Annotated in this window: 21 protein-coding genes; 7 read left to right on the top strand and 14 right to left on the bottom strand. The window is 65.7% G+C overall.

The window, feature by feature from the left end; all coding sequences use genetic code 11:
• Positions 1 to 65 precede the first annotated feature (65 nt).
• The 3 genes from ESB00_RS16120 to ESB00_RS16110 are packed head-to-tail and all read left to right on the top strand — an operon-like array spanning position 66 to position 3,378.
• Complete coding sequence (locus tag ESB00_RS16120; protein WP_129048813.1) at positions 66 to 1,325, top strand: beta-ketoacyl-[acyl-carrier-protein] synthase family protein; 1,260 nt, start codon at positions 66 to 68, stop codon at positions 1,323 to 1,325.
• Positions 1,326 to 1,330: 5 nt separating this feature from the next.
• Entirely contained in the window at positions 1,331 to 2,164 is an 834-nt protein-coding gene (locus ESB00_RS16115) for an SDR family NAD(P)-dependent oxidoreductase (RefSeq protein ID WP_129048812.1), read from the top strand.
• Positions 2,161 to 3,378 (top strand): glycosyltransferase, encoded by a 1,218-nt coding sequence (locus ESB00_RS16110; protein WP_129048811.1) that lies wholly within the window; start codon positions 2,161 to 2,163, stop codon positions 3,376 to 3,378. The genes ESB00_RS16115 and ESB00_RS16110 overlap by 4 nt, the downstream gene beginning before the upstream one ends.
• Positions 3,379 to 3,384: 6 nt before the next feature.
• Here ESB00_RS16110 and ESB00_RS16105 read toward each other — a convergent pair whose 3' ends face one another.
• The 3 genes from ESB00_RS16105 to leuC form a co-directional block, all read right to left on the bottom strand.
• Positions 3,385 to 5,040, bottom strand: coding sequence for a glycoside hydrolase family 43 protein (locus ESB00_RS16105; RefSeq protein WP_129048810.1), 1,656 nt, complete (start codon positions 5,038 to 5,040; stop codon positions 3,385 to 3,387).
• Between the two features lie 125 nt (positions 5,041 to 5,165).
• On the bottom strand, positions 5,166 to 5,774 hold the full coding sequence (gene leuD, locus ESB00_RS16100) for a 3-isopropylmalate dehydratase small subunit (protein WP_129048809.1): 609 nt from the start codon (positions 5,772 to 5,774) through the stop codon (positions 5,166 to 5,168).
• Positions 5,775 to 5,882: 108 nt separating this feature from the next.
• Entirely contained in the window at positions 5,883 to 7,301 is a 1,419-nt protein-coding gene (leuC, locus tag ESB00_RS16095) for a 3-isopropylmalate dehydratase large subunit (RefSeq protein ID WP_129048808.1), read from the bottom strand.
• A gap of 93 nt (positions 7,302 to 7,394) precedes the next feature.
• Between leuC and ESB00_RS16090 the strand changes: the two genes are divergently transcribed.
• The 3 genes from ESB00_RS16090 to ESB00_RS16080 all read left to right on the top strand — a co-directional run bounded on the left by ESB00_RS16090 (position 7,395) and on the right by ESB00_RS16080 (position 10,715).
• Complete coding sequence (locus ESB00_RS16090) at positions 7,395 to 8,306, top strand: LysR family transcriptional regulator (RefSeq protein ID WP_129048807.1); 912 nt, start codon at positions 7,395 to 7,397, stop codon at positions 8,304 to 8,306.
• A 148-nt stretch (positions 8,307 to 8,454) separates the two neighbouring features.
• Positions 8,455 to 9,666 (top strand): glycosyltransferase family 4 protein, encoded by a 1,212-nt coding sequence (locus ESB00_RS16085; RefSeq protein WP_246026504.1) that lies wholly within the window; start codon positions 8,455 to 8,457, stop codon positions 9,664 to 9,666.
• Entirely contained in the window at positions 9,663 to 10,715 is a 1,053-nt protein-coding gene (locus ESB00_RS16080; protein WP_164976256.1) for a glycosyltransferase, read from the top strand. The genes ESB00_RS16085 and ESB00_RS16080 overlap by 4 nt, the downstream gene beginning before the upstream one ends.
• 116 nt (positions 10,716 to 10,831) lie before the next feature.
• Here the strand turns inward: ESB00_RS16080 and ESB00_RS16075 are convergent, their stop codons facing one another.
• The 5 genes from ESB00_RS16075 to ESB00_RS16055 all read right to left on the bottom strand — a co-directional run bounded on the left by ESB00_RS16075 (position 10,832) and on the right by ESB00_RS16055 (position 19,259).
• Positions 10,832 to 12,028, bottom strand: coding sequence for an aminotransferase class I/II-fold pyridoxal phosphate-dependent enzyme (locus ESB00_RS16075; RefSeq protein ID WP_129048804.1), 1,197 nt, complete (start codon positions 12,026 to 12,028; stop codon positions 10,832 to 10,834).
• A gap of 78 nt (positions 12,029 to 12,106) precedes the next feature.
• A complete protein-coding gene (locus ESB00_RS16070; RefSeq protein ID WP_129048803.1) occupies positions 12,107 to 13,294 on the bottom strand; it encodes a glycosyltransferase in 1,188 nt (395 codons plus the stop codon).
• Positions 13,291 to 15,498 carry a hypothetical protein gene (locus ESB00_RS16065; RefSeq protein WP_129048802.1) on the bottom strand — a complete coding sequence of 736 codons (2,208 nt, stop codon included), beginning with the start codon at positions 15,496 to 15,498 and terminating at the stop codon, positions 13,291 to 13,293. Before ESB00_RS16065 ends, ESB00_RS16070 begins: the two co-directional genes overlap by 4 nt.
• Positions 15,499 to 15,507: 9 nt before the next feature.
• On the bottom strand, positions 15,508 to 17,109 hold the full coding sequence (locus ESB00_RS16060; protein WP_129048801.1) for a glycosyltransferase family 4 protein: 1,602 nt from the start codon (positions 17,107 to 17,109) through the stop codon (positions 15,508 to 15,510).
• Between the two features lie 14 nt (positions 17,110 to 17,123).
• Positions 17,124 to 19,259, bottom strand: a complete 2,136-nt coding sequence (locus ESB00_RS16055; RefSeq protein ID WP_129048800.1) for a hypothetical protein — start codon at positions 19,257 to 19,259, stop codon at positions 17,124 to 17,126.
• Between the two features lie 107 nt (positions 19,260 to 19,366).
• On the opposite strand from ESB00_RS16055, the gene ESB00_RS16050 reads away from it, so the two are divergent.
• Entirely contained in the window at positions 19,367 to 20,305 is a 939-nt protein-coding gene (locus ESB00_RS16050; RefSeq protein ID WP_129048799.1) for a glycosyltransferase, read from the top strand.
• Here ESB00_RS16050 and ESB00_RS16045 read toward each other — a convergent pair.
• The 6 genes from ESB00_RS16045 to ESB00_RS16020 form a co-directional block, all read right to left on the bottom strand.
• Positions 20,298 to 21,317, bottom strand: a complete 1,020-nt coding sequence (locus ESB00_RS16045; protein ID WP_129048798.1) for a glycosyltransferase family 2 protein — start codon at positions 21,315 to 21,317, stop codon at positions 20,298 to 20,300. The genes ESB00_RS16050 and ESB00_RS16045 overlap by 8 nt on opposite strands.
• Complete coding sequence (locus tag ESB00_RS16040) at positions 21,314 to 22,714, bottom strand: glycosyltransferase family 2 protein (RefSeq protein ID WP_129048797.1); 1,401 nt, start codon at positions 22,712 to 22,714, stop codon at positions 21,314 to 21,316. The genes ESB00_RS16045 and ESB00_RS16040 overlap by 4 nt, the downstream gene beginning before the upstream one ends.
• A gap of 68 nt (positions 22,715 to 22,782) precedes the next feature.
• Complete coding sequence (gene rfbA / locus ESB00_RS16035; protein WP_129048796.1) at positions 22,783 to 23,661, bottom strand: glucose-1-phosphate thymidylyltransferase RfbA; 879 nt, start codon at positions 23,659 to 23,661, stop codon at positions 22,783 to 22,785.
• Positions 23,662 to 23,669: 8 nt separating this feature from the next.
• The gene (gene rfbB / locus ESB00_RS16030) at positions 23,670 to 24,722 is read right to left on the bottom strand and encodes a dTDP-glucose 4,6-dehydratase (protein WP_129048795.1); all 1,053 of its coding nucleotides are present in this window, start codon (positions 24,720 to 24,722) and stop codon (positions 23,670 to 23,672) included.
• 10 nt (positions 24,723 to 24,732) lie between these two features.
• Positions 24,733 to 25,608: a sugar nucleotide-binding protein gene (locus ESB00_RS16025; RefSeq protein ID WP_129048794.1), complete on the bottom strand. Its 876-nt coding sequence runs from the start codon at positions 25,606 to 25,608 to the stop codon at positions 24,733 to 24,735.
• Between the two features lie 62 nt (positions 25,609 to 25,670).
• The gene (locus tag ESB00_RS16020) at positions 25,671 to 26,444 is read right to left on the bottom strand and encodes a glycosyltransferase family 2 protein (protein ID WP_129048793.1); all 774 of its coding nucleotides are present in this window, start codon (positions 26,442 to 26,444) and stop codon (positions 25,671 to 25,673) included.
• Positions 26,445 to 26,480 lie beyond the last annotated feature (36 nt).

Here is a 26,480-nt window from a genome sequence, read left to right as displayed (position 1 = left end):
AAGCACTTTGATGCGTCGAAATTTGGCGGTCTGGCCCGAGTCCTGCCCGTTTGCCTGATTCCTTCATGCCGAAAGTCTATATCACCGGAGTGGGATTTATCACGAGCATCGGCAACGATGCCGCCTCGGTGTCGGAAAGCCTGCGCGAATTGCGCCATGGCATGGAGCTATACCCGCCGTTCCAGAAGCCCGAGGTGCCGGTCAAGGTTGCCGCCCCGATCCGGGATTTCCAGACCGACTCCATCGACCAGGAGGACTGGGTCTTTCCCGCCCGCTACCGCATCAAGCGCGAGTTGCTCCGCGGCATGGCCCCGCACGGGGTTTACGCCTACTGCGCCATGCAGCAGGCGATTGAGGATGCGAAGCTCACGGAGGCCGAGGTTTCCAACCCTGACACCGGGCTTTACGCCGCCTCGGCCGGATCGCCCTTCCTGCTCGGCTATCACCTCGAGCGCATGCGCAAGATGGGCGTGATGCGCTGTCCGCCGCTGGGGATCGTCGCCTCGATTTCGGGCACGGTTAACTTCAATCTGGTTTCGCATTTCAAAATCCGCGGAGCCTCCACGGGGTTCTCCTCGGCCTGCGCTTCCTCGGCCCATGCCCTGGCCTTCGCCCATGACGAGATCGCGCTGGGCCGGCAGAAACGCATGTTCGTGATCGGGGCCGAGGACGGCAATGTGGAGAGCATCCTGCCGTTCGCCGGCATGCGCGCCCTGTCGCTGCAAAACGATCCCTCCATCGCCTCCCGCCCTTTCGACAGTGCGCGCGACGGTTTCGTTGGCACCGGCGGAGCCACGGTGCTGGTCATGGAAAGCGAAGACGAGGTCGCCCGCCGCGGCGCCAAGGTCTATGGCGAGATGGCCGGCTGGGGCCAGGCCTCGGATGGATACAATGTGGCCATCTCCCATCCCGACGGCGACGGTTTGCGCACCGCGATCGAAAACGCCCTGCGACTTTCCGAGGTTGCGCCCGAGGAGGTGGACTACGTCAACGCTCACGCCACCTCGACCCCGATCGGCGACATCTCCGAGGCCAAGGCCCTCCGCACGATCTTCAAGGGCAACCCCTCGCGTCCGGCCATCAGCAGCACCAAGGCCCTGACCGGGCACGGCCTCTCGCTGGCCGGTGCGATGGAGGCTGGTTTTTGCGCGCTCGCGATGAAGGAGGGGTTCATCCCCGGTTCCGCGCATATCAGCAACCTCGACCCCGCCTGCGCGGGCTTGAACATCATCCGGGCCACGCTGCCGCAACGTCCCAATGTCGTGATCAGCAACAGCAGCGGCTTCGGCGGTGCCAACGTCTGCCTCGTGTTCAAGGCCGGTTGATCCGCATGAGCGCCGGTCCGCTTTCCTCCCGCTACCGCACCGCCTTTGTCACCGGTGCCAGCACCGGGCTGGGGTTGGCTTTCAGCCACATGCTGCTGCAGGAGGGCGTCCAGGTGTGGGGCACGGCGCGCGATCCCGGCCGGTTGCCGGCCTGCGTCGGGTTTCATCCCGTGCGGCTGGATCTGGCCGACGGGGAACGGGCCGAGGCGGCCTTTCGTGAGGCGGAACGGGCGGCGGGCGGATTTGACCTGGTCATCAACAACGCCGGCTTTGGCGTTTTCGGGGCCTTTGCGCCAACGGAGTTTGACGCGTGGGAGGAGCAGTTTCGCGTGATGCTGGTGAATACCGCGCGGCTCGCCCATCTCGGGTTGCGCGGCCTGCTGCTCCGCCAGCGGGGGGCCCTCGTCAACGTGTCTTCCCTTGCCGGTGAGTTCAGCCTGCCCTACCAGCCGGTCTATAACGCGGTGAAGGCGGGCCTGTCCGCGCTCAGTGAAAGCCTCATGTATGAGGTCAAGGGGACCGGTGTGATCGTGATTGATTTCCGGCCCGGGGATTACCGCACCGATTTCGAGGGCTCTGTGCGCCGCCCGGACCAGCCGGGGCTCGATCCGCTCAACGCCGGTCGCATGGCCCGGGCTTGGACCGCCTTCGAGCGGATGATGCGCAGCGGCCCGCCGCCGGTGCATGCGGCGGAATCGCTCAAGCGCGCCCTGCGAGCCGGATGCAGCCGCACGGTGCGCACGGGACGTCCCTTCCAGGCGGTGGTGGCGCCCTTGCTCGCGCGCTTCGGATCATTGGCGCTGAAGCGGCGGATTCAGGAGAGCTACTTCGGCCTATGAATCAGCCGCGTGTCCGAATCCTTGTCCTGACCTCCAGCACCGGCGCGGGCCACGACACGCGGGCGCAGGCCTTTGCCGAGTGGTGCTTTGAGCTTTACCGTCACAACGTGGACGTGCGGATCGAGCAGATGCTGGAGAAGTCGTCGGGGCTCTTCAGCGCGGGGGTGCGCTTCTACAACTGGATCCAGCAAAAGTCACCGTGGCTGCACAAGGCCTACTTCCTCTTCGTGGAGATGCTCAGCCTGCTCAACCGGCGATCCGTGGCGATCGGACGGGGCTACTACGAGAAAACCCTGTGCGAATACCAGCCGCACCTCGTGTTCAGCGTGCATGACTGCCTCAACCGCGGATATTTTCAGACCGCCCGCCGCATCCTCGGGCGCGACAAGGTCCGCTGTGCCACCTACTGCGGCGAATTTTCCGGCGGCTTTGGCTACAGCATCAACTGGGTCGAGCCGACCGCGGATCTCTACATCTCGCGCACCCCGACTGCCCGCGACTACGCCGTGAAGCTGGGCATGCCGCCCGCCCGCACGCGCGTGCGCGGGCACCTCATGCGCCCCCGCCAGCACACCGCCTTCATGCTGCCGCCGGAGCGGCTCGCTTATCGCGAACGCGTGCTCGAACTGCAGCCGGACCTGTTCACGGTGTTCCTTGCGACCGGCGGCAACGGGGCCAACAACCACCTGACTTTCCTCGAGCAGCTGCTGCCGTTCGCCGGCCGCGTGCAGGCCGTGGTCATCTGCGGCCGGAACCGGGAGGCCTACAACAAGGTGCTGCACTGGCGCGCCGAGCACCCCCAGCTGGACTGTTACCTCGACGGTTTTTCCGAGGAAGTGCACCTGCTCATGCAGGTCAGCGACGTGATCATCACGCGCGGCGGCACGACCTCGTGTGCCAAGGCGCTCCACTTCGGTTGTCCGATCCTGTTCAACGCGCTCGGCGGCGTGATGCCGCAGGAGTCGCTCACCGTTAAATTTTTCCGGAACGGGGCCGGCGCCGAGCTGGTGGAGCAACCCGCCGATTTCGGCCGCCAGATCGAGAGCTGGCTCGTGCATCCGCGCGGCTACGAAAAATACCGCGACGATTTTCGCCGGCTTCGCTACGAGGAGGATCCGACACTGGTCATCACCGAGCTGGTGAACCTCGCCCAGGAGGTTTCGCGCACGGATTACCGGCCGGGGCCGTTTCCGGCCAAGGCGCGCAACGCCTGAGTGCGGTCAGGGGGTGGTCGGATCGGTCGCGTAGGCGCGCTCGCGGTATTCAAACCAGTCAAAGTCGGCCGGCCGGGCCGTGCCGGCCATGTCCTGGCAGGCCATCCCCACGAACGCGCCGGTGAAGTTCGGCAAGCCGGGCATGGTGGCCTCGTCCGAGAGAATGCTGGCGTCGAAGATCTGCGGAATCCATGACCACGCGCCGGCGCCCTCGAGACGGTAACCGAAGTGCAGGCGCTCTTCGTCCACTTCGACGCGCAGCTCGATGCGCCGGCCGGTCGGGATTGCGATCGGGGCGGTGAAGGAGTCGCCCACGACGCCGTCGGGGATGGCCGACATCACACGCAGGTGTTTGCCGATAATTTCATCGTGCGAGATGTAGAGGTAGTGAAACTTGGCCGCGCCGTAGTAGCACACGAGGCCGGCGAGTTGTTGGAAGTGTTCAGGTTCGAATTCGATGACCGTCGCGGCGCTGTAGCAGTGGGCCTGTTGGCGGCGGGCCACGAGCGCCTGTTTGAAAAGGCTGCCGATGGTCTCGCGTCCGTAGAGCCGGAGGTGGCCGGGCCGGGCGGTGAGGCTGAACAGTTCTTCCGGCCATGGGCTGCGGAGCCACTGGAACTCGCCGGGCAGTAACGTCGAATCAAAGTCCCGGCGGGCCGGCGAGGGCGGGAAAGGGTGCGACGGCAGATCCGGGGCCGGCGGATTGAGTTGAGGGATGCCCTGGCCGTCGGTGGTGCGCGGCCAGCCGTCCGCTCCCCAGACCAGCGGCTGGATGGCCGTCTCACGGCCGAGCGTGCAGCGGCCGCGGTTCCTGAGAGGGCGTCCGCAAAGGTAGGCGATCCAAGTCTGGCCGTCCTGCGTCTCGACGAGGTCGGCGTGACCCGCGCGTTGAAGGGGGGCGTCGGGCCGGTGACGGGCGGTGAGGAACGGATTTTCCGGGTGCAGTTCGTAGGGGCCGGTCAGCGTGCGCGAGCGGCACAGCGTGACGGCGTGACCCCAGCCGGTGCCGCCCTCGGCGGTGATGAGGTAATACCAGCCATTGCGCTTGTAGAGGTGCGGCGCCTCGGTGAGGCCAAGCGGCGTGCCGGGAAAGATATTCACGCGCGTGCCGATCAGCTTGCGTTCCTTCACCGAGTATTCCTGGAGCACGATGCCGGCGAAGCGGTTGCTGGCGGGGCGGTGATCCCAGAGCTGGTTGACGAACCATTTGCGGCCGTCGTCGTCGTGGAAGAGCGAGGGATCGAAGCCGCTGCTGTTCATATAGACCGGGTCTGACCAGTCGCCATCGATGCGGTCGGCGGTGACGAGATAGTTGTGGAAATCGCGCAGCGACGCCCCCGAGGCGCCGCCCACCGAGGTGCGGCCGTAGCGCTTCACGTCCGTGTAGATCAGCCAGAATTTGCCGTCGGCGTGACTGAGGCACGGCGCCCAAATGCCGCAGGAGTCGGGATCGCCGAGCATGTTGAGCTGGCTTGGACGGCTGAGCGGGCGGCAGAGCAGCCGCCAATTGACGAGGTCGCGCGAATGGTGGATCTGCACCCCGGGGAACCACTCGAAGGTGGACGTCGCGATGTAGTAGTCGTCTCCGACGCGGAGGAGGGAAGGGTCGGGGTTGAAGCCCGGCAGGACCGGGTTGCGGATCGTCGGGGTGGGGGCGCTCACGGTGAGCAAGACCTTCGCTCACTCTAAGGTCGTCGCAAGCGCTGAAGCCGTTATACCTTTAGCGCAGCCAAGCAAAAGGGCGGGTCTGGCCGACCCGCCCTGGGAGAGAGCCAATGAATCTGCGATCAGGCGGTCGCCAGGTAGGGCAGCTTGGCCGCGGTGGTCTTGACGGCGGGGACGCCGTCGAGGAGTTCGCCGATGGCGTCCCAGCGGCCGTTGATCAGGGCGTCGCGGGCGGACTCGCGCTGCGTGATCTTCACGGTCTGGCCGGCGAAGCGGACTTCGAGCTTCACCAGATCAATGGTGACCTCGGTCTGTGGGTTCTGGTCCACGGCGGCGGCGATCTTGGCGATATCCTCACGGGCGGCGGTGACGCAGGGCATGCCGAGCGTCGTGCTGTTGCCGAAGAAAATCTCGGCGTAGCTCTCGGCGATGATGGCCTTGAAGCCGTATTTCTGAATGGCCTGCGGGGCGTGTTCGCGGGAGGAACCGCAGCCGAAGTTCGCGCCGGAGAGCAGGATCGTCGCGCCCTGATAGCGCGGCTGGTTGAGCGGGTGGTCGGTCGTGGCGCCGGTCTTCGGGTCCTTGCGGACGTCGTTGAACAGGAATTCGCCGAGACCATCGAAGGTCACGCACTTCATGAAGCGCGCGGGGATGATGCGGTCGGTGTCGATGTCGTTGCCGACGACGGGAACGGCGCGGCCGGTGACGGAGGTGATTTTAGCTAAGGCCATGAGAAAGAGGAGTTGGGCCCACGGAACACACGGAATACACGGAAGGAAGCGGCCTAATGTTCAGTGTATTCCGTGTGTTCCGTGGGCAATTGGTTTGGGAATTGTAGATCAGTTGACGGCGAAGACTTCGCGGGCGTCGGCGACGGTGCCGGTGACAGCGGCGGCGGCGACCATGACCGGGCTCATAAGCACGGTGCGGCCGGTGGGAGAGCCCTGGCGGCCCTTGAAATTGCGGTTGGAGGAGCTGGCGCAGAGCTGGTCGCCGACGAGCTTGTCGGGGTTCATCGCGAGGCACATGGAGCAGCCGGCGGCGCGCCATTCGAAGCCAGCCTCGGAAAGCACCTTGTCGATGCCTTCCTTCTCGCACTGGAGCGCGACGATCTGCGAGCCGGGGACGGCGATGGCCTTAACGCCGGCGGCGACCTTGCGGCCCTTGATGTATTTGGCGACCTCGCGGAAGTCGGACAGACGGCCGTTGGTGCAGGAGCCGAGGAACGCGACGTCGATCTTCGTGCCCTTGATGGGCGCGCCCGCGGGCAGCTTCATGTAGGCGAGGGCCTCGATGATGCCGGCCTTGTCGTCGTCGGACGTCGCGGTCTCCGGGCTCGGGATGTTTTCGACGATGGAAATGCCCTGGCCGGGGTTGATGCCCCAGGTGACGGTCGGGGCAATCGAAGCGGCGTCGATTTTGACGACGTCGTCGTAGTGGCAGCCCGGATCCGAGGCGAAGGACTTCCAGCTGGCGACGGCCTTGTCCCACGCGGCACCCTGCGGCGAGTAGGGGCGGCCCTTGAGGTAGGCGAAGGTGGTCTCGTCGGGATTGACGTAGCCGACGCGCGCGCCGCCCTCGATGGACATGTTGCACACGGTCATGCGCTCTTCCATCGTGAAGCCCTCGAAGGTCGAGCCGGCGTATTCGTAGGCGTAGCCCGTGCCGCCGTTCACGCCGAGGAGGCGGATGATGTGGAGGATGACGTCCTTGGCATAGACGCCGGGGCGAAGCTTGCCGTTCACTTCGATGCGGCGGACCTTCAGCTGGCCGAGGGCCATGGTCTGCGTGGCGAGCACGTCGCGCACCTGGCTGGTGCCGATGCCGAACGCGATGGCGCCGAACGCGCCGTGCGTGGAGGTGTGCGAGTCGCCGCAGGCGATGGTGGTGCCGGGCTGGGTGATGCCCTGCTCGGGCCCGACGATGTGCACGATGCCCTGCTTGCCGGTGGCGCGGTCAAAGAAGGTGATGCCGAACTCCTTCGTGTTCTTGCGGAGCTCGTCCATCATGGCTTGGGCGAGGTTGTCCTTGTAGGGCTCGACCAGCTCGTTGGTCGGGACGATGTGGTCAACCGTCGCGAAGGTGCGGTGAGGCATGAGGACCTTGAGACCGAGATCGCGCAGCATGCCGAAGGCCTGCGGCGAGGTGACCTCGTGGATCAGGTGCGTGCCGATGAGCAGCTGGGTCTGGCCGTTGGCCAGTTTGCGGACCGTGTGGGCGTCCCAGACTTTCTGGAAGAGGGATTGGGGGGAGGACATGATGGGAAAAGGGGAGTCGTCAGCTTGGTGCTGAAGAGGCGATAGACTACCAGAAACTTGCCATACCCAGAAATACTTGTTTCGTGGCCTGTGATGCCGCGTGAGTATCAATTTCCGTTTGAACTCCGCCACCTCGTTTACTTCCGCGAGGTGGCCCGTCAGCTTCACTTCCGGAAAGCGGCGGAGTCACTGGCGGTGGCTCAACCGGCACTTTCCCGCAGTATCGCGCAGTTGGAGAAGGAGATGGGCGTGGATCTTTTGAATCGCACGCGGCGGCGCGTGGAGCTGACCGCAGCGGGTCGAGCGTTCCTGGAGCGGATCGAGCCGCTGCTCCGCGCCTTGGCGGCGGTGCCCGGGGACATCCAGGCGTTGGCCGGCGGACAGGCCGGGCATGTGCGGGTGGCGTTCACCGGTCTGGCGATGGCGACGGTGCTGCCGGGCATTCTGCGCGAATTCAACCGTCGCTATCCGGGCATCAAGGTGGAGCTGAACGAATCGCCGACCTCGGCCCAGCTGGAGTCGCTCAAAAATGGCGAGATCGCCTGCGGATTCTTCCACCCCGATATCACGGCACCGGCTGGTTTCAGCACCAAGCTTCTGTTGCAGGAAAAAAACGGCGTGCTCCTGCCGGCCGAGCACAAGCTCGCCATGGCGCCCAAGCTGCGGCTGCGGGACCTCGCCGACACGGCGTTCGTGATGTTCCCCCGGGCGCACAACCCCGGTTTCTACGACCGCGTGCTCGCGGCTTTTCAAGCGGCGGGTGTGACCCCGCGTATCGCCGACGAAGTGTGGCCGAGGGCCAACGCCATCGGGCTCGTCCGCGCCGGACTCGGCGCGACTTTCATGGCGCCGTCCGAGGCGAAGCAGTTGCCGGACGAGGTGACATTTCGTCCGCTGGAGGGTCCGGCGCCGGAGAGCCGGCTTGTGCTCGGTTGGCGCAAGGATGGCCCGGCCGACCCGGCCCTCGGGGCGTTTCTGGTCGTGGCCGGAGCGGCGACCGCGTAGGAAAAGTATCGTCGTCAGTGCCAATCGAAACCTTCATGTCATCACCAATTTCCTGTCATTCTGAGCGCAGCGAAGAATCCAGCATCATGATCGCCGGCGGTCGTGCCCTTGGATCCTTCGCTCCGCTCAGGATGACAGGTTGAGCAGATTGAAAGCCGGTCCCTCCATTGTCCTCCTCTACACCACGTTTCCGAAAATCTCGGAGACATTTCTCCAGCGCGACGTGGCGGCGTTGCAGGCGAAGGGGCTAAATCTGCGCATCTATTCGCTGTGGGGCGGGGGTGGCGAGTTTCGCGGGTTACAGGTGCGTAGCTTCAACAAGTGGCGGCTTCTGCCGCTGTTCCTCTTTGAGATCCCGTGGCAATGCGTCCGGCGTCCGCGGCTGATCCGCGATCTCTTCGAAGGTGTGTTCACGCGCGCGGCGCCGTCGTGGCTGAATTTTTGGGAGAACATGCTCGGGGCGGGTTTCGCCGGGTGTTTCTACCGGGAACTACAGCGTGATCCGCCGGCGCTTGTGCATGGTGCCTGGGCCGGCGCACCCGCCACGGCGGGCTGGGTGTGGTGGCGCATGTTTGGCTGGCGCTACAGCAGCGGGGCGCACGCCTACGACATCTATGAGCATGGCGGCGACTGGTGGCTGATGGAAAAACTCCAGCACGCCCGCTTCATCCACGCCTCGACCGAGGCGGCGAAACGCGAGCTCGTTGAGCGCGGCGTGCCGGCGGCCAAGATTCAGGTCATCCGGCGCGGGCTCGAGGCGTTTCCTCCGCTCAAGCCGTTGCGGCCGGTGCGCTCGCCATTGCGGCTTGTTTGTGTGGCGCGCCTGGTGGCGAAGAAGGGTCTCGATCATCAGCTTCGCATCTACGCGGCATTGAAGCAGGCGGGCTTTGCCTTCGAAGCCCGCATCGTGGGCGACGGTCCCCTGCAAGACTCGCTCCTTGCGCTGGCGGCGCAGCTGGGCGTCGCCGAACAGGTGAAGTTCCTCGGCCGGCTTGAACAGCCGCAGGTGTGGGAACAACTCGCTTGGGCTGACGTGCTCCTGCATACGGGGGTCATTGCACCCAGTGGCGATCGCGACGGCTTGCCCAACGTGATTCCCGAGGCCATGTCGGCTGGCGTGCTGGTCGTGACCTCCCCGGTCTCGGCCACGACGGAAGCGGTGCAGCAGGAGCGCACCGGCTTGGTTTGCGATGTGGATCTGCCGTTGGCGTGGCAGGTGGCGTTGCAGCGGTTCCGCGACGACGACCTGTTGGCCGAACGCCTCCGGGCCGGGGCACGCCGATGGGTGGAGGAAAACTACGACGCCCACCGCAACACGGACCGGCTGGTCGCGTGCTTCGAGGAGGCGATGAAGCCATGATCTACTACGACACGACGAAGATGGGCACGGCGAAGCACCGCTCGGGCCTGATGCGGCTGAGTTCGCGCATCCGCGAGGAACTCGGTTCCGTTGTGACCGAGGTGGCTTGGGATGGACGGCGGCGCGGTTTTGTCAGCGGCAAGCCGGCGGCGCCGGTGACGCCCAAGCCCGATGACTGGCTGCTGACCGTGGAACAGTTCTGTGAGGCGGACCGGCCGGGCTTCCGCGCCTTCGTGGCAAATCCGCCGTGCCGGCTGGCGGCAATGTTTCACGATGCTATCCCGGTGCGCTGGCCGCACATCTCGTGGCCGCAGAGTGTGCAGCGGCATCCCGAATACATGAAGCTGCTGGCGTCCTTCGACCGGACCTGGGCGATCTCCGACGCCACGCGGCGCGACTTCACGGAGTTCTGGCGCTGGCAGGGTGTGACGCCCAGGTCACAGCCTCAGGTGATCACGCTCGGTGCGGACTTCGACGGGAGCAACCGCGTGGTGCGCGACCCGATTATCCCGCGCGGCCGGCCCGCGCTGCTTTGCGTGGGCATCGTGGAGCCGCGCAAGAACCAGACTTTCCTGCTGGAGGTGGCCGGGGCGCTGTGGCGCGACGGATTGGATTTCGAGCTGCATGTCGTCGGACGCGTGAATCCGCATCACGGACGTCCGATCGAGGTGCGCATGGAAAAACTCCAAAAGCGTGAGCCGCGTTTTCATTTCCTTGCGGCCGCGGGCGACCAGCGACTGGCCCGGCTCTATGCGGCGGCGCGGGCGGTGGTGTTCCCGACGATCGCCGAGGGCAATGGCCTGCCGATTCTGGAGGCGTTGTGGCGTGGCGTGCCGTGCGTGTGCAGCGACCTGCCGGTGCTGCACGAGAACGCGGATGCGGGCGGCTGCCTCATGACCGGGGTGAATGACCTGGCCGACTGGTCAGCCAAGCTGCGCTCGGTGCTGACCGACGAAGCGGAGTGCCGGCGTTTGCAGCGCGAGGCGATGTGCCGACCGCTGCCGCGCTGGAGCCAGACGGCACGGACGCTGATGGACGGACTGCGATAGGGAAATCCCAGGCGCCAAGACCCCAACAAAGTCCAAAGCCGATGGCGAAAACCGCCTTGGCCGGTGATGGAGGTTTGGACCTCAGGACTATGTGATTGGCCGACGCAGCGCGTCGGTCACATTTGCTTCACCGCGTAGGACATGGCGGCGGCGATCTTCTCCAGATCCTCGTCGCTGTGCAGGGCCGAGACGGCGGTGCGGATGAGGTCCTTCCCCGGGGGCACGGCGGGGGCGATGGACATCACGGTGAACACGCCCTGGTCAAGGAGGGCGTTCCAGAAGCGGTAAACGAGCTCCTTCGAGCCGAGCACGATCGGTACGGCGGGGGTCTCGCTGCCCCAGATATCAAGGCCGAGGCCTTTCAGCATTTCGCGGTAGCGCTTGGTGTTTTTCCAGAGGCGCTCAAGGTGCTGCGGCTCGGACTGCATGATGTCGAGCGAGGCCGAGGCCGTGGCGGCCATGGCCGGGCTGATGGCCGCGCTGAAGAGCGTCTGCCGGGAGTTGGTGCGCAGATACTCGATCATCGCGCGGGAACCGGCGACGAACCCGCCGGTGCTGGCAAGAGATTTCGAGAGCGAGCCGCAGATGATGTCCACCTGCTCGTTCAGCTTGAAGTGGTCCACGGTGCCGCGGCCCTGGCGGCCGAGAACGCCGAAGCCGTGGGCGTCGTCGAGCACAGTGAAGCAGCCGTGCTCCTCGCCGATCTGGGCGAGCTCGGGCAGGCGGCAAATGTGGCCCTCCATCGAATACACCCCCTCGACGACGAGCATCTTGGCGGTGTTGTGCGGCACGCCCTTGAGGATCGCGCGGAGGTCCTCGGGGTTGTTGTGGCTGAAACGCTCGACCGTCGCCATGGACAGGCGGGTGGCGTCCACCAGACAGGAGTGGATGTTCTTGTCGGCGAGGATTAGATCGCCCTTTTGGGCGAAGGAGGCGACGGCCGAGCAGCAGGAAATGTAGCCCGCGACGCTGACATGGCAGGCCTCGCGGCCGAGGAAGGCGGCGATCTTCTCCTCCAGCGCAGTATGATAGGCGCGCGAACCGTTGGAGATGCGGGCGCCGGTCGTGCTGGTGCCCCAGGTCCGGGCGGCACCGCTGCAGGCCTCGATCACCTTGGGGTGGAAGGAGAGACCAAGATAATCGTTGCTCGAAAGCATGACCATGTCGCGGCCGTTCAGGCGGATGCGCGTGCCCGACTGCGACTCCATGGCGTGGTAGTAGGGCTTGTATTTCAGCCGCATCTTGGTCGCGTAGTCGTCCTGCGCGCGCTCAACGATGGCTTTCTTGGTCTTGGAAAACAGGGACAGGGCCATGGAATTTTCGGGCCGACTAGACGTAAGATGGCGGGCCATAGCAACCGCAAACCCGGCCGGGCCGGTGTCCGCAGCCGCTTAGCTCCGGCGGTGCAGCGACTGCATCCACCCCGTGAACTCGGCAGCGTAATCGGGCCACGACTTGAGCCAGCGTGCGCGGGCCGCGTCCGCGAGGGCCGCGAGATCGGCCGGGTGTTCGAGCAGGCGCCGGACGGCGGCGGCGAGTGTGGCGGCGTCCACGGTATCCAGCGGCACGCAGCCGCCGCCATGCGCGGATTCGCCGAGCGCGCCGCGGCCGGAGCAGATGCAGGGCTTGCCGTGCTGCAGGCTCTCGAGCACCGGCATGCCGAAGCCCTCGATGATCGAGGGATAAACCGTGAACGCGCAGCCGCGGTAGGCGGCGTGCAGTTCCGCCTCCGGCACCGCGCCGGGGAAAATCACCGGCCGGCCGGCCTGCTGCAGCGAAGCGATGCGTGCAAGGGCCGCGCCCGCGGTGTCGGGCCTGGGCATGCCGATCAGCTGCAGCTCGAATTTCAAGCCCCCGGCCCAGAGCGACTCGCAGGCTTCCAGCAGAGCCAGGTGGTTCTTGCGGCCCTCGATCGTGCAGACACAGAGAATGCGGGGCACATCAGAAGAGGTGGGCGCCGCGTGCGGCTCCGTGAGCGACCGGTCAATGGCGAGCGGGATGGCATGCACGGGCGGGACTGCCGCCACCCCGAGCCATTTCCAGTAATCACGCAGGGCGACGGCGGAGTCTTCGGAGATGGCGGCGATTCCGTCGAACACGAGCAGCTCGCGCAGGTAGGCGGGAAAGCGGGCGACCGTGCCCGCCGGAGTGAGTTCGGGAAATTTCAGTGCGATCGCATCGTAGAAGATGGCGACGCGCGGGCCGGCCGTTCGCACCAGCAGTTCGGGCAGGCGGGCGCCGACCTTGGCGGAAAAAAGCTCGGGACAGATCAGGCCCGCGGCCTCGGGCAGAGTTGGTTTGCGTCCGAGCCAGCGGGCGCCGGCGCCCGTGAGTTTCTGCCGGAGCGTCCATTTCGCGCCGCGCGATTTGCCGGCGCCGCCCGACTGGTCGCGCAGCACGGCGGTCTCGTCCTTGCGCAAGGGGCGCCAGCCGATCAGGTGCGGGTCGTAGCAAACCGGTGTCACCGGACCGGTGGCGCAGAGTTCGTTGAAGAAAGTGCGGCAGACGCGCTGAATGCCGGTTTGCGCCGACGTGTGGCTCGTGTGCGTGGCGTCGAACAGGATCGGTCGCGCGCTCATGGGGCGTTTTCGACGCGAAGCGACTGCACCTGGAAGGCGGTCGGCCCGAGCGGACCGCCTGCGTGGGCAAAGTGGAACTCGATCCGATTCCGCTGACCGGCGACGAGCGGAATCCGGATGCGCCAGGGTGGCGGGGTGCTGAGCTCCGCCTGGAAGTCCGCCTGTCCGTCGGTCCGGCGGGTGAGCTGCCATGCCCCGCTGGGCGCGATGGTGTTTTTGCGCGGGGCCAGCTCCACCAGGAGAATGCTGGGCGAGTGCGGCAGCAGGTCGAAGGCGGCAGTGTCGGAGAAGTGGTCGGGCGGTCCGTTGAGCGGCTGGACTCCTTCCATCGCGAACATACGGTTGCTCTTCTGCAGGAGGACAAACTCCCGGCCCGTGAGGATTTTGGGGGAATTGGCGTCGAAGGTGTCGCCCCAAAGGCGTCCCACCAGCACGGCTGAGGGGATGGGGATGGGGAGTTTCTGTTCATTGACGACCCAGTCGCGCAGATAACCGCCGCTTTCCTGTCCGCGCGCGCCGAAATACAAATGGCTTTCCGGAAGAAAATAGGCCGCCCACATGCCGTGGAAGAAAGCCATGCGGAAGCTCGCGGCCTCCACCAGCACCGGGGCATCCATCAGCGCCCCGCGGGACTGCTCGCGCAGGTCGAACCAGTCGGCGGAGATGACCTTGCGGTCGCTCCACTTGTAGGTGTCGCGGCAGTTCATGAAGTTGGCGTAAACCATGAACCCGCCGACGACCGCCAGCGTGGCGGTGGTGAGACGGTGTGCCCGGCCTGAAGTCGTGGCGCGCCGGCGGGCGAGCAGTTCGACCACGGCCACAGGAAACAGCAGGACCACGAAAATTCCGGAGAACTGCACGGTCTTCTGCATGCCGTAGGCAAAGCCCGTGCCAAGGGTGTAGCCCAATAACACCAAGCTGCCGGCAAGGGCGGCGCACAGGCCGAAGGGGTCCGAACTGCGTCGGACCGCAACACCCACCAAGCCGAGCATCAGGGCGCTCAGCGGCCAGCCGAACCACCAGCCGAGTTCCTTGGAGCCAGGAATGCTGAGGGTGAAGAACGCCGGGACGTATTCGGCGAGCTCAAGTGGGTTGAACAGGTTGGCCCAGTTTTCGTTTTCGCGGGCCAGATTGAAAGAAGCGAGAAAGCCCTGGATCGCGCGGACCGTGGTGGCCGGATTGAGCAGCGCGCCCGCCAGCAGGGCGGCGGTCAGCAGGAGGCCGAAACGCCAGTAGTGGCCGAAGGACTGGCGGAACCACGGGCGCAGCCACAAAAGGGCGCAGGGTAGCAATACAAACGGCACCATCTCCGGGTAGCTGCACAGCAATCCGTGGAGCGAGAGCGCGGCCAAGGTTGCCCAGGCGGTGAAGGCCGGCGTCGAAACCGACGCGGCCCGGATAGCGCGCTCGACGGCGATGATCAGGGCGCTGCCGGTGAGCGTGCCCAGCAGGTTGGGCAGGTTGGCGTTGCCGTGAAAAAAAATGAAGACCGGCTGGACGCATACGATGGCGATGCCGGTCAGCCGCGCGGGCGTGGCCGTCACAAACGTGCGCAGGGCAAGCCAGACCAGTCCGAACCATACCATGGCGAGGCTGGCGGTGGCGTAGAGGTAGAGCTTGAGCGGGGAAACGTTGATGACTGAGGAGGCCAGCGCGAGCAGCGCCTCGCCACCAATCCGGCCCCACGGGGGGGTCAAGCCGATGAGCACGGAGGTCGTGTTGGTCAGCGGTTGCGTGGCGCTCATGACCGGCTGCATCATGTAGGAGTTTCGCTTGAGATGCTCCGCACCGGCGACCCAGAAGAAGCTGTCGTGATTGCTCGTGCCGTCGTAGAAGAGCGAGGCCGGTGCCTGGATCACGGGCCAGAGCAACAGCACAAAAAAAACGGCGCCGGCACCGACCGCCGCGCGCGGAAAGGGCCGGCAGATGCTGCGGAGATCCTGCCAGAGACTGCGTCGGGTTCGCGGCAGGAGGAACGTGAACAGAATGGGCGCGAGGCAGCCGTAGGCCCAGACGCCGCGCAACGGCTGGAAAAAATTCACCGCGGCCACCGCCGCCAGCAGCAGCGCCAAGCCGCAGGCCAGCGCAAAGGCGAGCCGGTCCACGGCCGAGGAGTCGGAGAGCAAAGCGGCCAGCCAGTAGCCTGTGAGCATCAGGCTCAGGGGCAGGGCGATCAGGATCAGGAGGCCTTCGAGCTGGTTCATCGCGCGGGGTTACCAGCCGGCCACGGCTTCGAGACGACGCCGGTAACGCGCGCCGACGGCGGCGGGGGAAAGTTCCGTTTCGATGGCGACCCGCGCCGCCTCGCCCAAACGGCGGGCGAGGGCCGGCTCACCGTGCAGCTGCTGCATCCACCACGCCGCGTGATCCACGTCGGGCTCGGCCCAGACCTGGCCCTTGGTGTAGGGCCCATGATTGCGCTCCAGCGTGACGAGGGAGGCGCGCACGGGACAGGCGCGTTCCGCCCGGACGAAGTCCGTGGTGCCGGACCAATCGGTCGAAAGCACCGGTTTGCCCAGATACATGCACTCCGCCACGGCCAGCCCGAAGCCTTCCGCGCGGTGCAGCGAGACGAAACAGTCACAGGCGGATTCCAGCTCGTAGATCTCGGTGCGGGACAGCGTTTGCGTGATGAGCGTGGTGCCCGGCAACGAGGCCACGGCCTCGCGGAGGCGTGTGAAGTCATCGGGATTGCGCGGAACGTTGTGGACCTTGATCACGAGCGCGGCGCCGCGCCCGGCCAGGCCGGAGCGACGGAAGGCCTCGATGACCGCGGCGGGATTCTTGCGCTCCGAGTAGGAGTTCAGATCGTAGAGGAAGAGAAAAAGGAACTTGTCGGCCGGCAGGCCATATTTGGTGCGGAAGTCGCCCTGTGGCCGGGTGAAGCCGATGGCGTGCGGCATGGTGAGCACCGGCAACGGCACCTTCTGCGCGATGGCCTCGGTGGTGAAGCGCGAGGGTGTCCAGATCTCGTCGAAGTAATTCGCGTGATGCACCCAGGCTTCGGGAAACTCGGGCAGCTCCCACGCCCAGTAGGCGATGTTGTAGCGTCCGCGCCGGAAGGCCGGGCCGTGGTAGTGGTCGATGTCCCGGGAGACGGGCGCATCGAGGTGAAACACGTTCACCGGGTGCGGATTGTCGTCCTGCAGTCGCGACGCGAAGGTCGTGTCGGTCTGCGGGTTGATGCAGTTCAGCTTAAGATTGATGAAGGCCGCGGGCAGGCCCGCGGCGTCGGCCGCGCGGGCCATGCAGCGGACGGACTCGCCGACGCCGAGGTCGGCCTTGAAAAAGCCCGCGATGTTCAGGCCGAGGCGGAGGAACCGGCGCACGAAGGCGGCGTTCCACGGCGCGGTGCGGTTGGAGAAGTCGAACAGGATCTCGCTGTCGGCCTCGACCCGCTGGATGCGCAGACGGCGGTTGCGTGGCTGACTGCGCCAGGCTTGCAGGAAGCCCAAGCCGGTCAGCCGTCCGAGCCAGGCAAGGAAATTGCCGAAGCCGACGCCGCGCAGGGTCAGCGCGAGGTCATGGCCGGGCGCGGGCGGTTTGGATCCGAGAGGGATGGTCAGGCGAAAGGGCCCCTCGGGCAGCGTCGGGTGCGCTGCCATCAGCGAGCCATCGAGCTTCACCCACAGGCCGAGATCGCCGCGCGAAGCCGGTTCGCCGGTGGCGGGGAGCACCTCGCCCACGATGGTCAGCTTCGCCACGCCAGTGAGCGAGGGCAGCGACAGGCGGCCTTCCTCACGAATCCAGAACGAGTCCGTCACAACTTCGTCGTGAAAGAGACCGGTGAACTTGGAACGGAGGCGGAATGACATGCCAATCAGGGCATTTAGGGAACAGACACGGACAGATTTTCAACCATGAATCCGAGTTCGCGAGGATCATGGTCTCCGGGGCGGAAAGTGGCGCCTTCCAGCTGGAAGGTGAGCTGGGTCAGGCCGGAGTCGGGCGACAGGTGCAGGAGGTGAATCTTGTCCCCCGGCGCGGTGCGCAGCAATTCCTGCTCTCCGCGTCGCACCACGACGACCGAAGTGGCCGGACCGCCGATTTTGAAGCGGAGAGTGGCTTGGGACACGGCCGGTTCGGTAAGGAGACCCAGCGTAGCTGCGCGGGCCGCCCAGCGCCAGCGGCCAGTTTGGTTTTGCTCAAGCGGATGCCAGCCAGCCAACGCCAATAACAACGGCTGGGCGGCCGGGTCATCCCACGGTTCCTGGTAGCGCGGATCGGCAAGGTCGGGCACCCGGGGCGAGGGCGCGGGATTGAGGCGGAACACGCGAATGGGCGCCGGTCGGGTTGCTGGGGCAATTTCGACGTAACCACCCGCGCGCAGTGCTTGCAGCAGGACGGTGGCCTGGTCGGGGTAGGCGCGGGTGTCGATCCACAGCGCCGCAAAACCGACTTGTTCGAGCGCGGCTACCAGCTGCGGGCCTGGCAGACGGCCGACGTGGCGGGACCAGCGCAACGCCGGCGCGTCGGCGAGATGCCCGTAGGAATAGCGCAGCGAGCGCGAGGTCAGATAGGGCAGCAGGTGTTCGTAGTCGGGCATGGTCCCTATGCGCGCGGACTCGGGGAACGCCGTCACCGGCAGTTGGAAGACCATCGCCCCGGCCGGGAGCGCGCGCTCAAGATTGGCGGTGAACGTGGCGTATTCCTGCCAGCGGGCATGGTTGGCCTGTCGGGTGGAGGGATCGGCCAGGGGCGGCGTTTGGTCCCAGATGGCGAGACCCGCCAGCAGCAGCGCGAGGGCGTGTGATGCAATCCGGTGCTGCAAAAGCCGCCCAAGGCTGCCGCCCAAGAAGAGAAGCACCCAAACCTGCGCGTAAATACCGATGCGCGTGGCCGCGCGGAAAATGTCCAGCCCGGCACCCCCCAGCCACGTGTTGAGTCCGCCCGCCAGGCCAAAAGCGGTGATCCACAACAACCCAAGCACCGCGTCGGGGATGCGTCGCGGGCGTCGGAGCATTCGTCGGACCGTGTGCCCGAGCAGCCACGCCAGGGCAACCGCTCCCACGACGCCCAGATAATTGTAGAAGAACTCCCCGTGTCCCTCCCGGTGGTCGAAGTAGGCACGTCCGATCCTGCCGAGCGCCGGCAGGCGGTGATCCGCCGGTGGCACGAGCCACTCGAGGGGGCGCAGGGCGTAGGTTTTTAGATCACTCGTGCTGCGGACCAGCGGGGCGGTTTCCGCCGCGTCGAAACGGTGGATGATGGTCCGTGCGTTGCAGGCCAGGAATCCGGTGAGCAGGGCGCCGAGAAACCAAAACAAGGGAGTCAGCCGCTGACGCGGAATCCTGCGGCTCAGGCCGAGCACCAGAGCGCCGCCGGAGACGACGCCTGCAAAGTAAGCGAGGTAGGGCTGCCCTTGGGCGAGCCACAGGGCCAGCCCGAGGGCGAGCAGCCTCGATGCCCATCCCAGTGCGATACCCCGATGGCAGCACCGGGCACAAAGCAGAAAGAGCGGAGGCAGCGTAAAGGTTTGCGAGAAACTCAGCGTCACCCCCCAGCGCAGATTGTAGGTGCAGAACGCGAAGACGAGCGCGAGGCCCGCGGCCCATTCCCACCGCCACCGCAGCCAGCGGGCGCACAGAAAGAAGGATGCGGCATTGAGTCCGAAGATCGCGGCGCTCATCAGCTGCACGGCGGCCATCAGGCCCGTCAGGGCGGCCAAGGTGCCGGTCAGCACGAACACGATTCGATCAGGCACGGGATAACCGGTCCAATCGGCCCTGCCGGGGGCGCCCAACGCCTCAACCGAGCCGAGCCCGAGCAGGGTGGCGGCCGGTTGTTCGCCGGCGAGTTTCACGCGCGCATACACTTCGAGCGGGTCGCCCTCCAGCCAGTGCGGTTGGTTCCAGGCCTCGAGCGACCAACGCCCGAACAACCCGGCGGCCACGAGCATCGCCACCATGGCGACCAGCACGGTCTGGATCCAAAGAATTGGCCGGGCGGGGGAAGGGGCGGACATGCTGCGCTGGTTTCATGGTCGAATTGTCCGGATTCGCCAATCCCAATACGGCCACTTCCTTGCTGACGCCGGGCGTGAAATCGTAATGTTCGCACCGACATCCCCACATGAGCCGTCCGGCCCTCAGCTTCGTCGTGCCGCTTTATCACAGCGCCGACACCATCACATCCGTAGTGCGCGACATCGAGGCCTTGTCCGTGGATGGCGGGCACGAGCTGATCCTGGTGAACGACGGCAGCCGTGACCGCACCGCCGCGGTGTGCCGCGAACTCCTCGCGACGGCGCGCATCCCGATCATCTTCGTCAGCCATGCGCGCAACTTCGGCGAACACAACGCCGTGCTCACCGGCTACCGGCACGCCCGCGGTGAGTTTGTCGTCAACCTCGACGACGACGGCCAGAATCCGCCAGCCGAGGCGCTGCGCCTCTGGCAGCATGCAAAGGCGAACAAACTCGACGTGGTTTACGGCCACTATGCCGACAAGCGGCACTCCCTCTGGCGCAACTTCGGGAGCTGGCTCACCAACCGGCTCACCGACTGGCTGCTCGACAAGCCGCGTGGTTTTTATCTCTCGAGCTTCCGCTGCGTGAGCGGGTTTGTGGCGGGCAAGGTAGCCGAGCATCAGGGACCTTTCCCGTATGTCGATGGCCTGATCCTGCAGGTCACGCAGGACATCGGCGCGGTCGAAGTGCGCCACGCTGAGCGCGCCGCGGGGCAAAGCGGCTACAACCTGCGGCGACTGCTGCGGCTCTGGGTCAGCACCTTCGTGAATTTCTCGATCATGCCGCTGCGACTCGCGACGCTGCTGGGGCTGATCATGGCCGCGGCGGGTCTGTTTGGACTCGCGGTGGTGTTCTATCTCCGGCTGACCGGCAAGGGGCCCGATTACGGCTGGGGCACGCTGATGGGTGCGCTCCTGGTATTCTCCGGTGCGCAGCTGGTGATGCTCGGACTGATCGGCGAATACCTCGGCCGGATGTTTCTCACCGTGAACAACCGCCCGCAGTCGGTGGTGCGTTCTGTGGAGAGCGGCGGCGTCAAATGACCGCCTTGCGCTCGGGTTTGGGCGGATAAAACTGCCAGCTGACTTCGCGTTCCGGCCTCAGGGGCGCGCCGTCGAGGAGATGGGCCCAGCGTTGCTCCTCGTAATCCAGCCGTGCCAGCGAGGCCTGTTTCAGCCGGTGTGTGGCTTGCGGCAGCACACCGAGCCAGTGCAGGGCAGCATGGCGGGCGAGGGTGGGATCGGGGTAGTCGCGGGGTTCATCCCAGGAGGCGAGCAGGCAATCGCGGGCGCAGTGCCGCGTGATGCGGTCCGCGATCTGCACGCGCCAGCGTCGGAAAAGCCGGCGGGTGTTTTGTTCGTCGCGCAACTTCCGGCCGAGCGAGGCGCTCACGTGGTGGCGCACGACGCTGCGCAGGGCCACGCCGTTGGTGCAGCCGGCTTCCTGGGCGCGAAACGCGAGATCGACGTCCTCGCCGCCGTTCATGTAGCCCTCGTCAAAGCCGCCGAGTTGCGACCAGAGTGCGCGACGAATCGCAAAGCAGGCGCCCGTGACGGCGTCGCACCTTCGCCACGCGGACCAGCCGCGGTGCGTGAGATGCACGGGCTTGCCCTTCGGGTCGAAACCGATGCCGGCATGGTCCACGTTGCCGGTGGCATGCTGGAGCTGAACGTTGCCGACCAGTCCGGGGCGAGGGAGGCGCTCGAGGGCCGCGAGCATGGGTTCGAGCCAGCCGGGAAGGAGCACGAGGTCGTTGTTCAGGAAAAACAGGAACTCGCCGGTGGCGGATGTGGCGCCGCGGTTGCAGGTGACGGCGAAGCCGCGGTTACGCTCGTTCAGCAGCACGCGACAGGCAGATGAAGAGGAGGGGTTCGACTGGCTCACCCTTGGCTGGTCAAGACCAGCCAACCATTCGCGCGTGCCGTCGGTGCTGCCGTCGTCCACCAGAATGATTTCATGGGGGAGGCCGGCCGGCAAAGTCGCCCGCAGGCTGGCCAGCATTGCCTGCGTGAGGGGCAGGCCGTTGTAGAGCGGGATGATGAACGAGACCTTCACGGGTGATTGGGCGGGGTCACGCGCAGGCTCAGGAAAATCGCCGCCAGCGCGCGGGGATCGTGCGGGGAGGCGAGGTGCTGGCTGTAGCTCAAGCGAAGCTCATTGCGTCCGACGCGCAGCGGCAGAGCGGCGGAGACACGCTCCCGCTGGTTGGTGCGCGGGAAAGCGAATTGGCTGAGGCTCACGCCGTTCAGTTCGATGCTGACGGTCTGGTGGTCGCTGTAGGTCAGCAGGTCGGCGGAGAGTTGTCCGGTGCCGGCCACTGGTGTTTCGATAGCCAACACGGTGGCCGGCGCGTAACTCCAGTGAAATTGCGGCAGGAAGGCCTCGGGCACCGGGCCTTCGGCGGGTCCCCAGCCGGAGAGCGCCGTGAATCCGGAGAATGCCGGGACGGGCGAGCCGGCTGGGCGCGACGAAGCGCTTGCGGCAGGAATCTCGCGGATGATCAGGTCGGCCGGAGCGGGAGGCGAGATGTCGAAGCCCGTTTCGTCGGCGAGCCGGCCGTGGCTCGTGGCGAGCTGTTCGAGATAGGGCAGCAGCGACCGGGCCACGCGGGACCAGTCCTGTGGGGCGGTGTGCTTGAGCGCCCCGCCGCGGTAGGCCAGCGGGAGTTCCCGCAGGGCCGAGGCCGGAGTGATTGATGTCGAAAGAAAGAGTTCCGGCTCCTCCGCGAGCAGTTGGTAACCGAGGCGGTAGTGGACATCCAAGCCGGCCGCAGCGCGCCCGCGGCTCATGCGCTGCAATTCGGCCCGCACGACCCGCAGCACTTGCTGCTGGGCAGACCGCAGCGCAAGATGGGCGAGATGCCAGCCGTCGGGCAACGGCTGGGCCGGCAGCGCCTCGGTTCCGCGGTAGAGCGCGTGGCTGCCCTTGCCGGCGGAGAGTGCCGGATCAAGGGCCAGCGCCCGGGGCACGAAAATTTTCCGGGTTACCGATGGCGCGTGTCGGCAATAGCGCAGACGCAGCGCGGGATTGAGCTCGGTCGGTGCATCCTGGTCCGAGGCGCAAAAGTCGAGCAGGGGCAGGCTGACGGTCTGCTCGGCGCCGGTCTTTTTCAGGATCGCTTCCAGCTCGGGACGGCCGGGACCGTCGATGAACTCATCGGCGTCGAGCGGCAGGATCCAATCGGCGGCGTGGGCCTGTGCGGCGAGGCGCGTGAGGTGGTTGCTGCGGGCCTGCTGAAGATGCCCCGGCTGATCGTCACGAAAAAGGGAAACGGGTAGCCCCTCGGCTTGCAGGGCCTGCAGGATTTCCCGGGTGCCGTCTGTGCTGTCGTGGTCGAAAATCAGGTGATGATCCGTCCATGCCAGGCTATGGCGGACGAAGGCCTCGATGATATCGGCCTCGTTCTTGACGACGGAGACGGCGACCAGACGCATGGCGCGCAGTGTGCGCATCCGGCACGGAAAGCGGAGCCAAAACTGAAAAGCCACGGCGATGGCGCCGTTGCTCGAAGTAAGGCGGCTCAGGCCAGCAGGCGCTTGAGGTATTCGCCGTAGGAGGACTTGCCGAGCTTCTTGATGTTGGCCTCGAGGCCGGCGCGGTCGATCCAGCCGGCCTTGTAGGCGATCTCTTCGATGCAGGCGATCTTCAGGCCGGTGCGGTTTTCCAGCACATGCACGAAGGTGGCGGCTTCGACGAGCGAGTCGTGCGTGCCGGTGTCGAGCCAGGCGGTGCCGCGGCCGAAGAGCTCGACGTGCAGGTTGCCCTTCTCGAGGTAGAGACGGTTGAGGTCGGTGATCTCCAGTTCGCCGCGCTTGGAGGGCTTCAGGCTGCGGGCCATCGGCACGACGTCCTTGTCGTAGAAGTAGAGGCCGGGGACGGCGTAGTTCGACTTGGGCTGGGCGGGCTTTTCCTCGAGGGAGAGCACGCGGCCGTCCGGCGCAAACTCCACGACGCCGTAGGCGGTCGGGTTGGCGACATGGTAGCCGAAGATCGTGGAGCCGGTGGTGCGCTTGCCGGCGTCGCTCACGGATTTCACGAACTCGGAACCGTAGAAGAGGTTGTCGCCGAGCACGAGAGCCGAGGGCTCGTTGCCCGTGAGGAAACCGATGTCGCCGGCGATGGTGAAGGCCTGGGCGAGACCGTCGGGACTCGGTTGCTCGGCGTAGCTGAACTTCACGCCGAGGTTGGCGCCGTCGCCAAGGAGCTTGCGGAAGAGTGGCAGGTCGGTCGGCGTGGAAATGATCAGGATCTCGCGGATACCGGCGAGCATCAGCACCGACAGCGGGTAGTAGATCATCGGCTTGTCGTAAACCGGCATGAGCTGCTTGGAGACCGCGATGGTCAGCGGGTAGAGACGCGTGCCGGAGCCACCGGCGAGGATGATGCCTTTGCGGTTCATGGTCGGATTCAAGCCTTGCCCAGGCGTTCGAGTTTGTAGGAGCCGTCGAGGATGCCTTTCCACCAGGCCTCGTTATCCAGATACCACTGGACGGTCTTGCGGAAGCCGGAGGTGTGGTCCTGCTTCGGCGTCCAGCCGAGCTCGCGCTTGATCTTCGAGGCGTCGATGGCGTAGCGCAGGTCGTGGCCGGGGCGGTCGGTTACGAAGGTGATCTGGTCGGCGTATTTCTTGCCGTCGGCGCGGGGGCAGAGTTCGTCGAGCAGGCCGCAGAGCAGGCGCACGAGGTCGATGTTCTGCCGCTCGTTGTTGCCGCCGATGTTGTAGGTCTGTCCCAAGCGGCCCTTCGCGATGACGGTGTGCAGGGCCTCGGCATGGTCCACGACGAAGAGCCAGTCGCGGATGTTCTCGCCTTTGCCGTAAACCGGGATCGGGTCGCCGCGCAGGGCCTTGAGGATGACGACGGGGATCAGCTTTTCGGGGAACTGGTAGGGACCGTAGTTGTTCGAGCAGTTCGTCACGAGGACGGGCAACTTGAAGGTGTCGGCCCAGGCACGGGCGAGGTGGTCGGAGGAGGCCTTGCTGGCGGAGTAGGGCGAGTGCGGGTCGTAGGGCGTCTCCTCGGTGAAGAGCCCGGTGGCGCCAAGCGAGCCGTAGACCTCGTCGGTCGAGACGTGCAGGAAGCGGAAGCGTTCCTTGGCCGGGCCGGTGAGTTTCTCAAAGTGGCCGCGGGCGGCTTGCAGCAGCGTGAAGGTGCCGACGACATTGGTCTGGATGAAGGCGCCGGGGCCGTCGATGGAGCGGTCCACGTGGCTTTCGGCGGCGAGGTGCATGACCCAGTCGGGCTGGAAGTCGGCGAAGAGCTTGCCCATGGCGGCGGCATCGCAGATGTCGGCCTGCGCGAAACGGTAGCGGGGATTGCCCTCGAGATCGCTCAGCGAACGTTTGTTGCCGGCGTAGGTGAGGGCGTCCACGTTGAGCACGCTGTGCTCGGTCGTGGTGACGAGGAGGCGGACGAGGTTGCTGCCGATGAAGCCGGCGCCGCCGGTGACGAGGATTTTCATGGTGCGGGAATCAGGAGGAAGCTTTCACCCAGCGGCGCAGGTCGCGTTCGACGGCCTCGTGCACCTCGGTCATCTTGATGCCGACGGAGGCGAGCTTGGTGGAGTTCATCGTGCAGTTGGAGCGGGGCGTCTTGGCGGCGGTGCGCATGAACTCGGCCTCGTCGGTGAAGAACTGGAAGTTCTTGTTGGAGACGCCGGTCTTCTTGATGAGATCGACGACCTGGCGGGTGGTGACCTCGCCGGGGTTGGTGACGTTGTAGATGCCGAAGGGCACGCGCTTTTCCCAGCAGGCAAAGGTCGCCGCGACGAACTCCTCCAATTGCGAGATGGAGTTCGTGGCTTCGAGGAGGCTGTTGTAGCGCATCAGCTTCGTCAGGTAATTGCGCGGATTGTCGATCTCGTTGAACGGAATGCGCAGGCGCCAGATGTAGACGTCCTTGCGGTCCGCGAGCACTTCCTCGCCGAGGGCCTTGGTGCCGGAGTAGAAGCTGCAGTTGTTGGTGCGGAACGAAAAATTGGGCGTGTCGGTCTCGGTGAAGCCGGTGCCGTCGGCGCGCGATCCGGTGTAGATACAGCCGGAGGAGACATGGCCCCAGGGCACGCCGGCGTCAGTGCAGGCCTGGGCGATGATACCGGGGAGCACGCCGTTGCCGAAGAGGCAGACGGCCTTGTGCAGTTCGCAGGCATCCACGTTGGGTTTGCCGGTGTAGCCGGCGGCGTTGATAAGGAACTCCGGCTTCTCGCGGCGGAGCAACTCAGTCAGCGCCTTCTGGTCGGTGTAGTCGAAGTCTGCTCGACGCAGATTGCGGAAGGGCAATCCCTTGCGCTGCAGCAGCGCCTGGTAAGCCGACCCTACGTAACCGGAACCTCCGAGCAGATAAATCATAAGCCGCCTAATAGGCACGCGGCAGCGAAAGTCGTCAATAGGCGGTTTTCAGCCGGCGCGTCCTACTTTTTACGATAGTCGCCGCGACTGAAATACTTCTCCAGCCACACATAGGCGCAGATGAAGAAGTAGCGGCTGCCCATTTCCTTGATCTTGAGTTTGGCCACGCCGAATTTCCGGTTTTGCCAGGAAATGGGGATCACGGTCCAGGAGTAGCCGCGGACGATGGCCTTCAGCGGAATCTCAACAGTCAGGTTGAAGTGCGGCGAGAGAAACGGCCGGCAGCCCTCGATCACGGTGCGGCGGTAGGCCTTGAAGGCGTTGGTGGTGTCGTTGAGCGCGATATTGAAGCCCACGCGCACGAGGAAGTTGGCCAGCCGGTTGACCCACAGCTTCACGCGCGGGTAGTCGATCACCTTGCCACCCTTCACGAAGCGGCTGCCAAAGGCGCAGTCCCAGCCCTCGTTGAGCAGGCGCCAGTATTTCACGGCGTCGTCGGGCGAGTCCGAGGCGTCGGCCATCATGATGGTGCAGGCGTCGCCCTTCATGTGGTTGAGGCCGAAGATCACGGCGCGGCCGAAGCCGTTCGCGCCCTTGTTCTGCACCGGGGCGAGCGTGGGGATGGTTTTCTTCAGGTCCTGCAGAACCTGCCAGGTGCCGTCCTTGCTCCCGTCGTCCACGACCACGATTTCGTGGGGCACCTTCTCCCGCGTCAGCACGGCGTAGAGGTCGCGCACGGTGGGAGGCAGGGATTCCTCCTCGTTGTGCGCGGGAATCACGATCGAGTAGAGCGTGAGTGACGGCTGGATGGGCGGGCGGGAGCGCGAACCGGACATCCCGGGGACATTTGGGACAAATACGTCCCCGGCAAG

It is taken from the genome of Oleiharenicola lentus (assembly GCF_004118375.1).
Lineage (GTDB): Bacteria > Verrucomicrobiota > Verrucomicrobiia > Opitutales > Opitutaceae > Lacunisphaera > Lacunisphaera lenta.
Note: the sequence above shows the minus strand (reverse complement) of the source record. Positions and strands in the feature narration are given on the sequence as shown.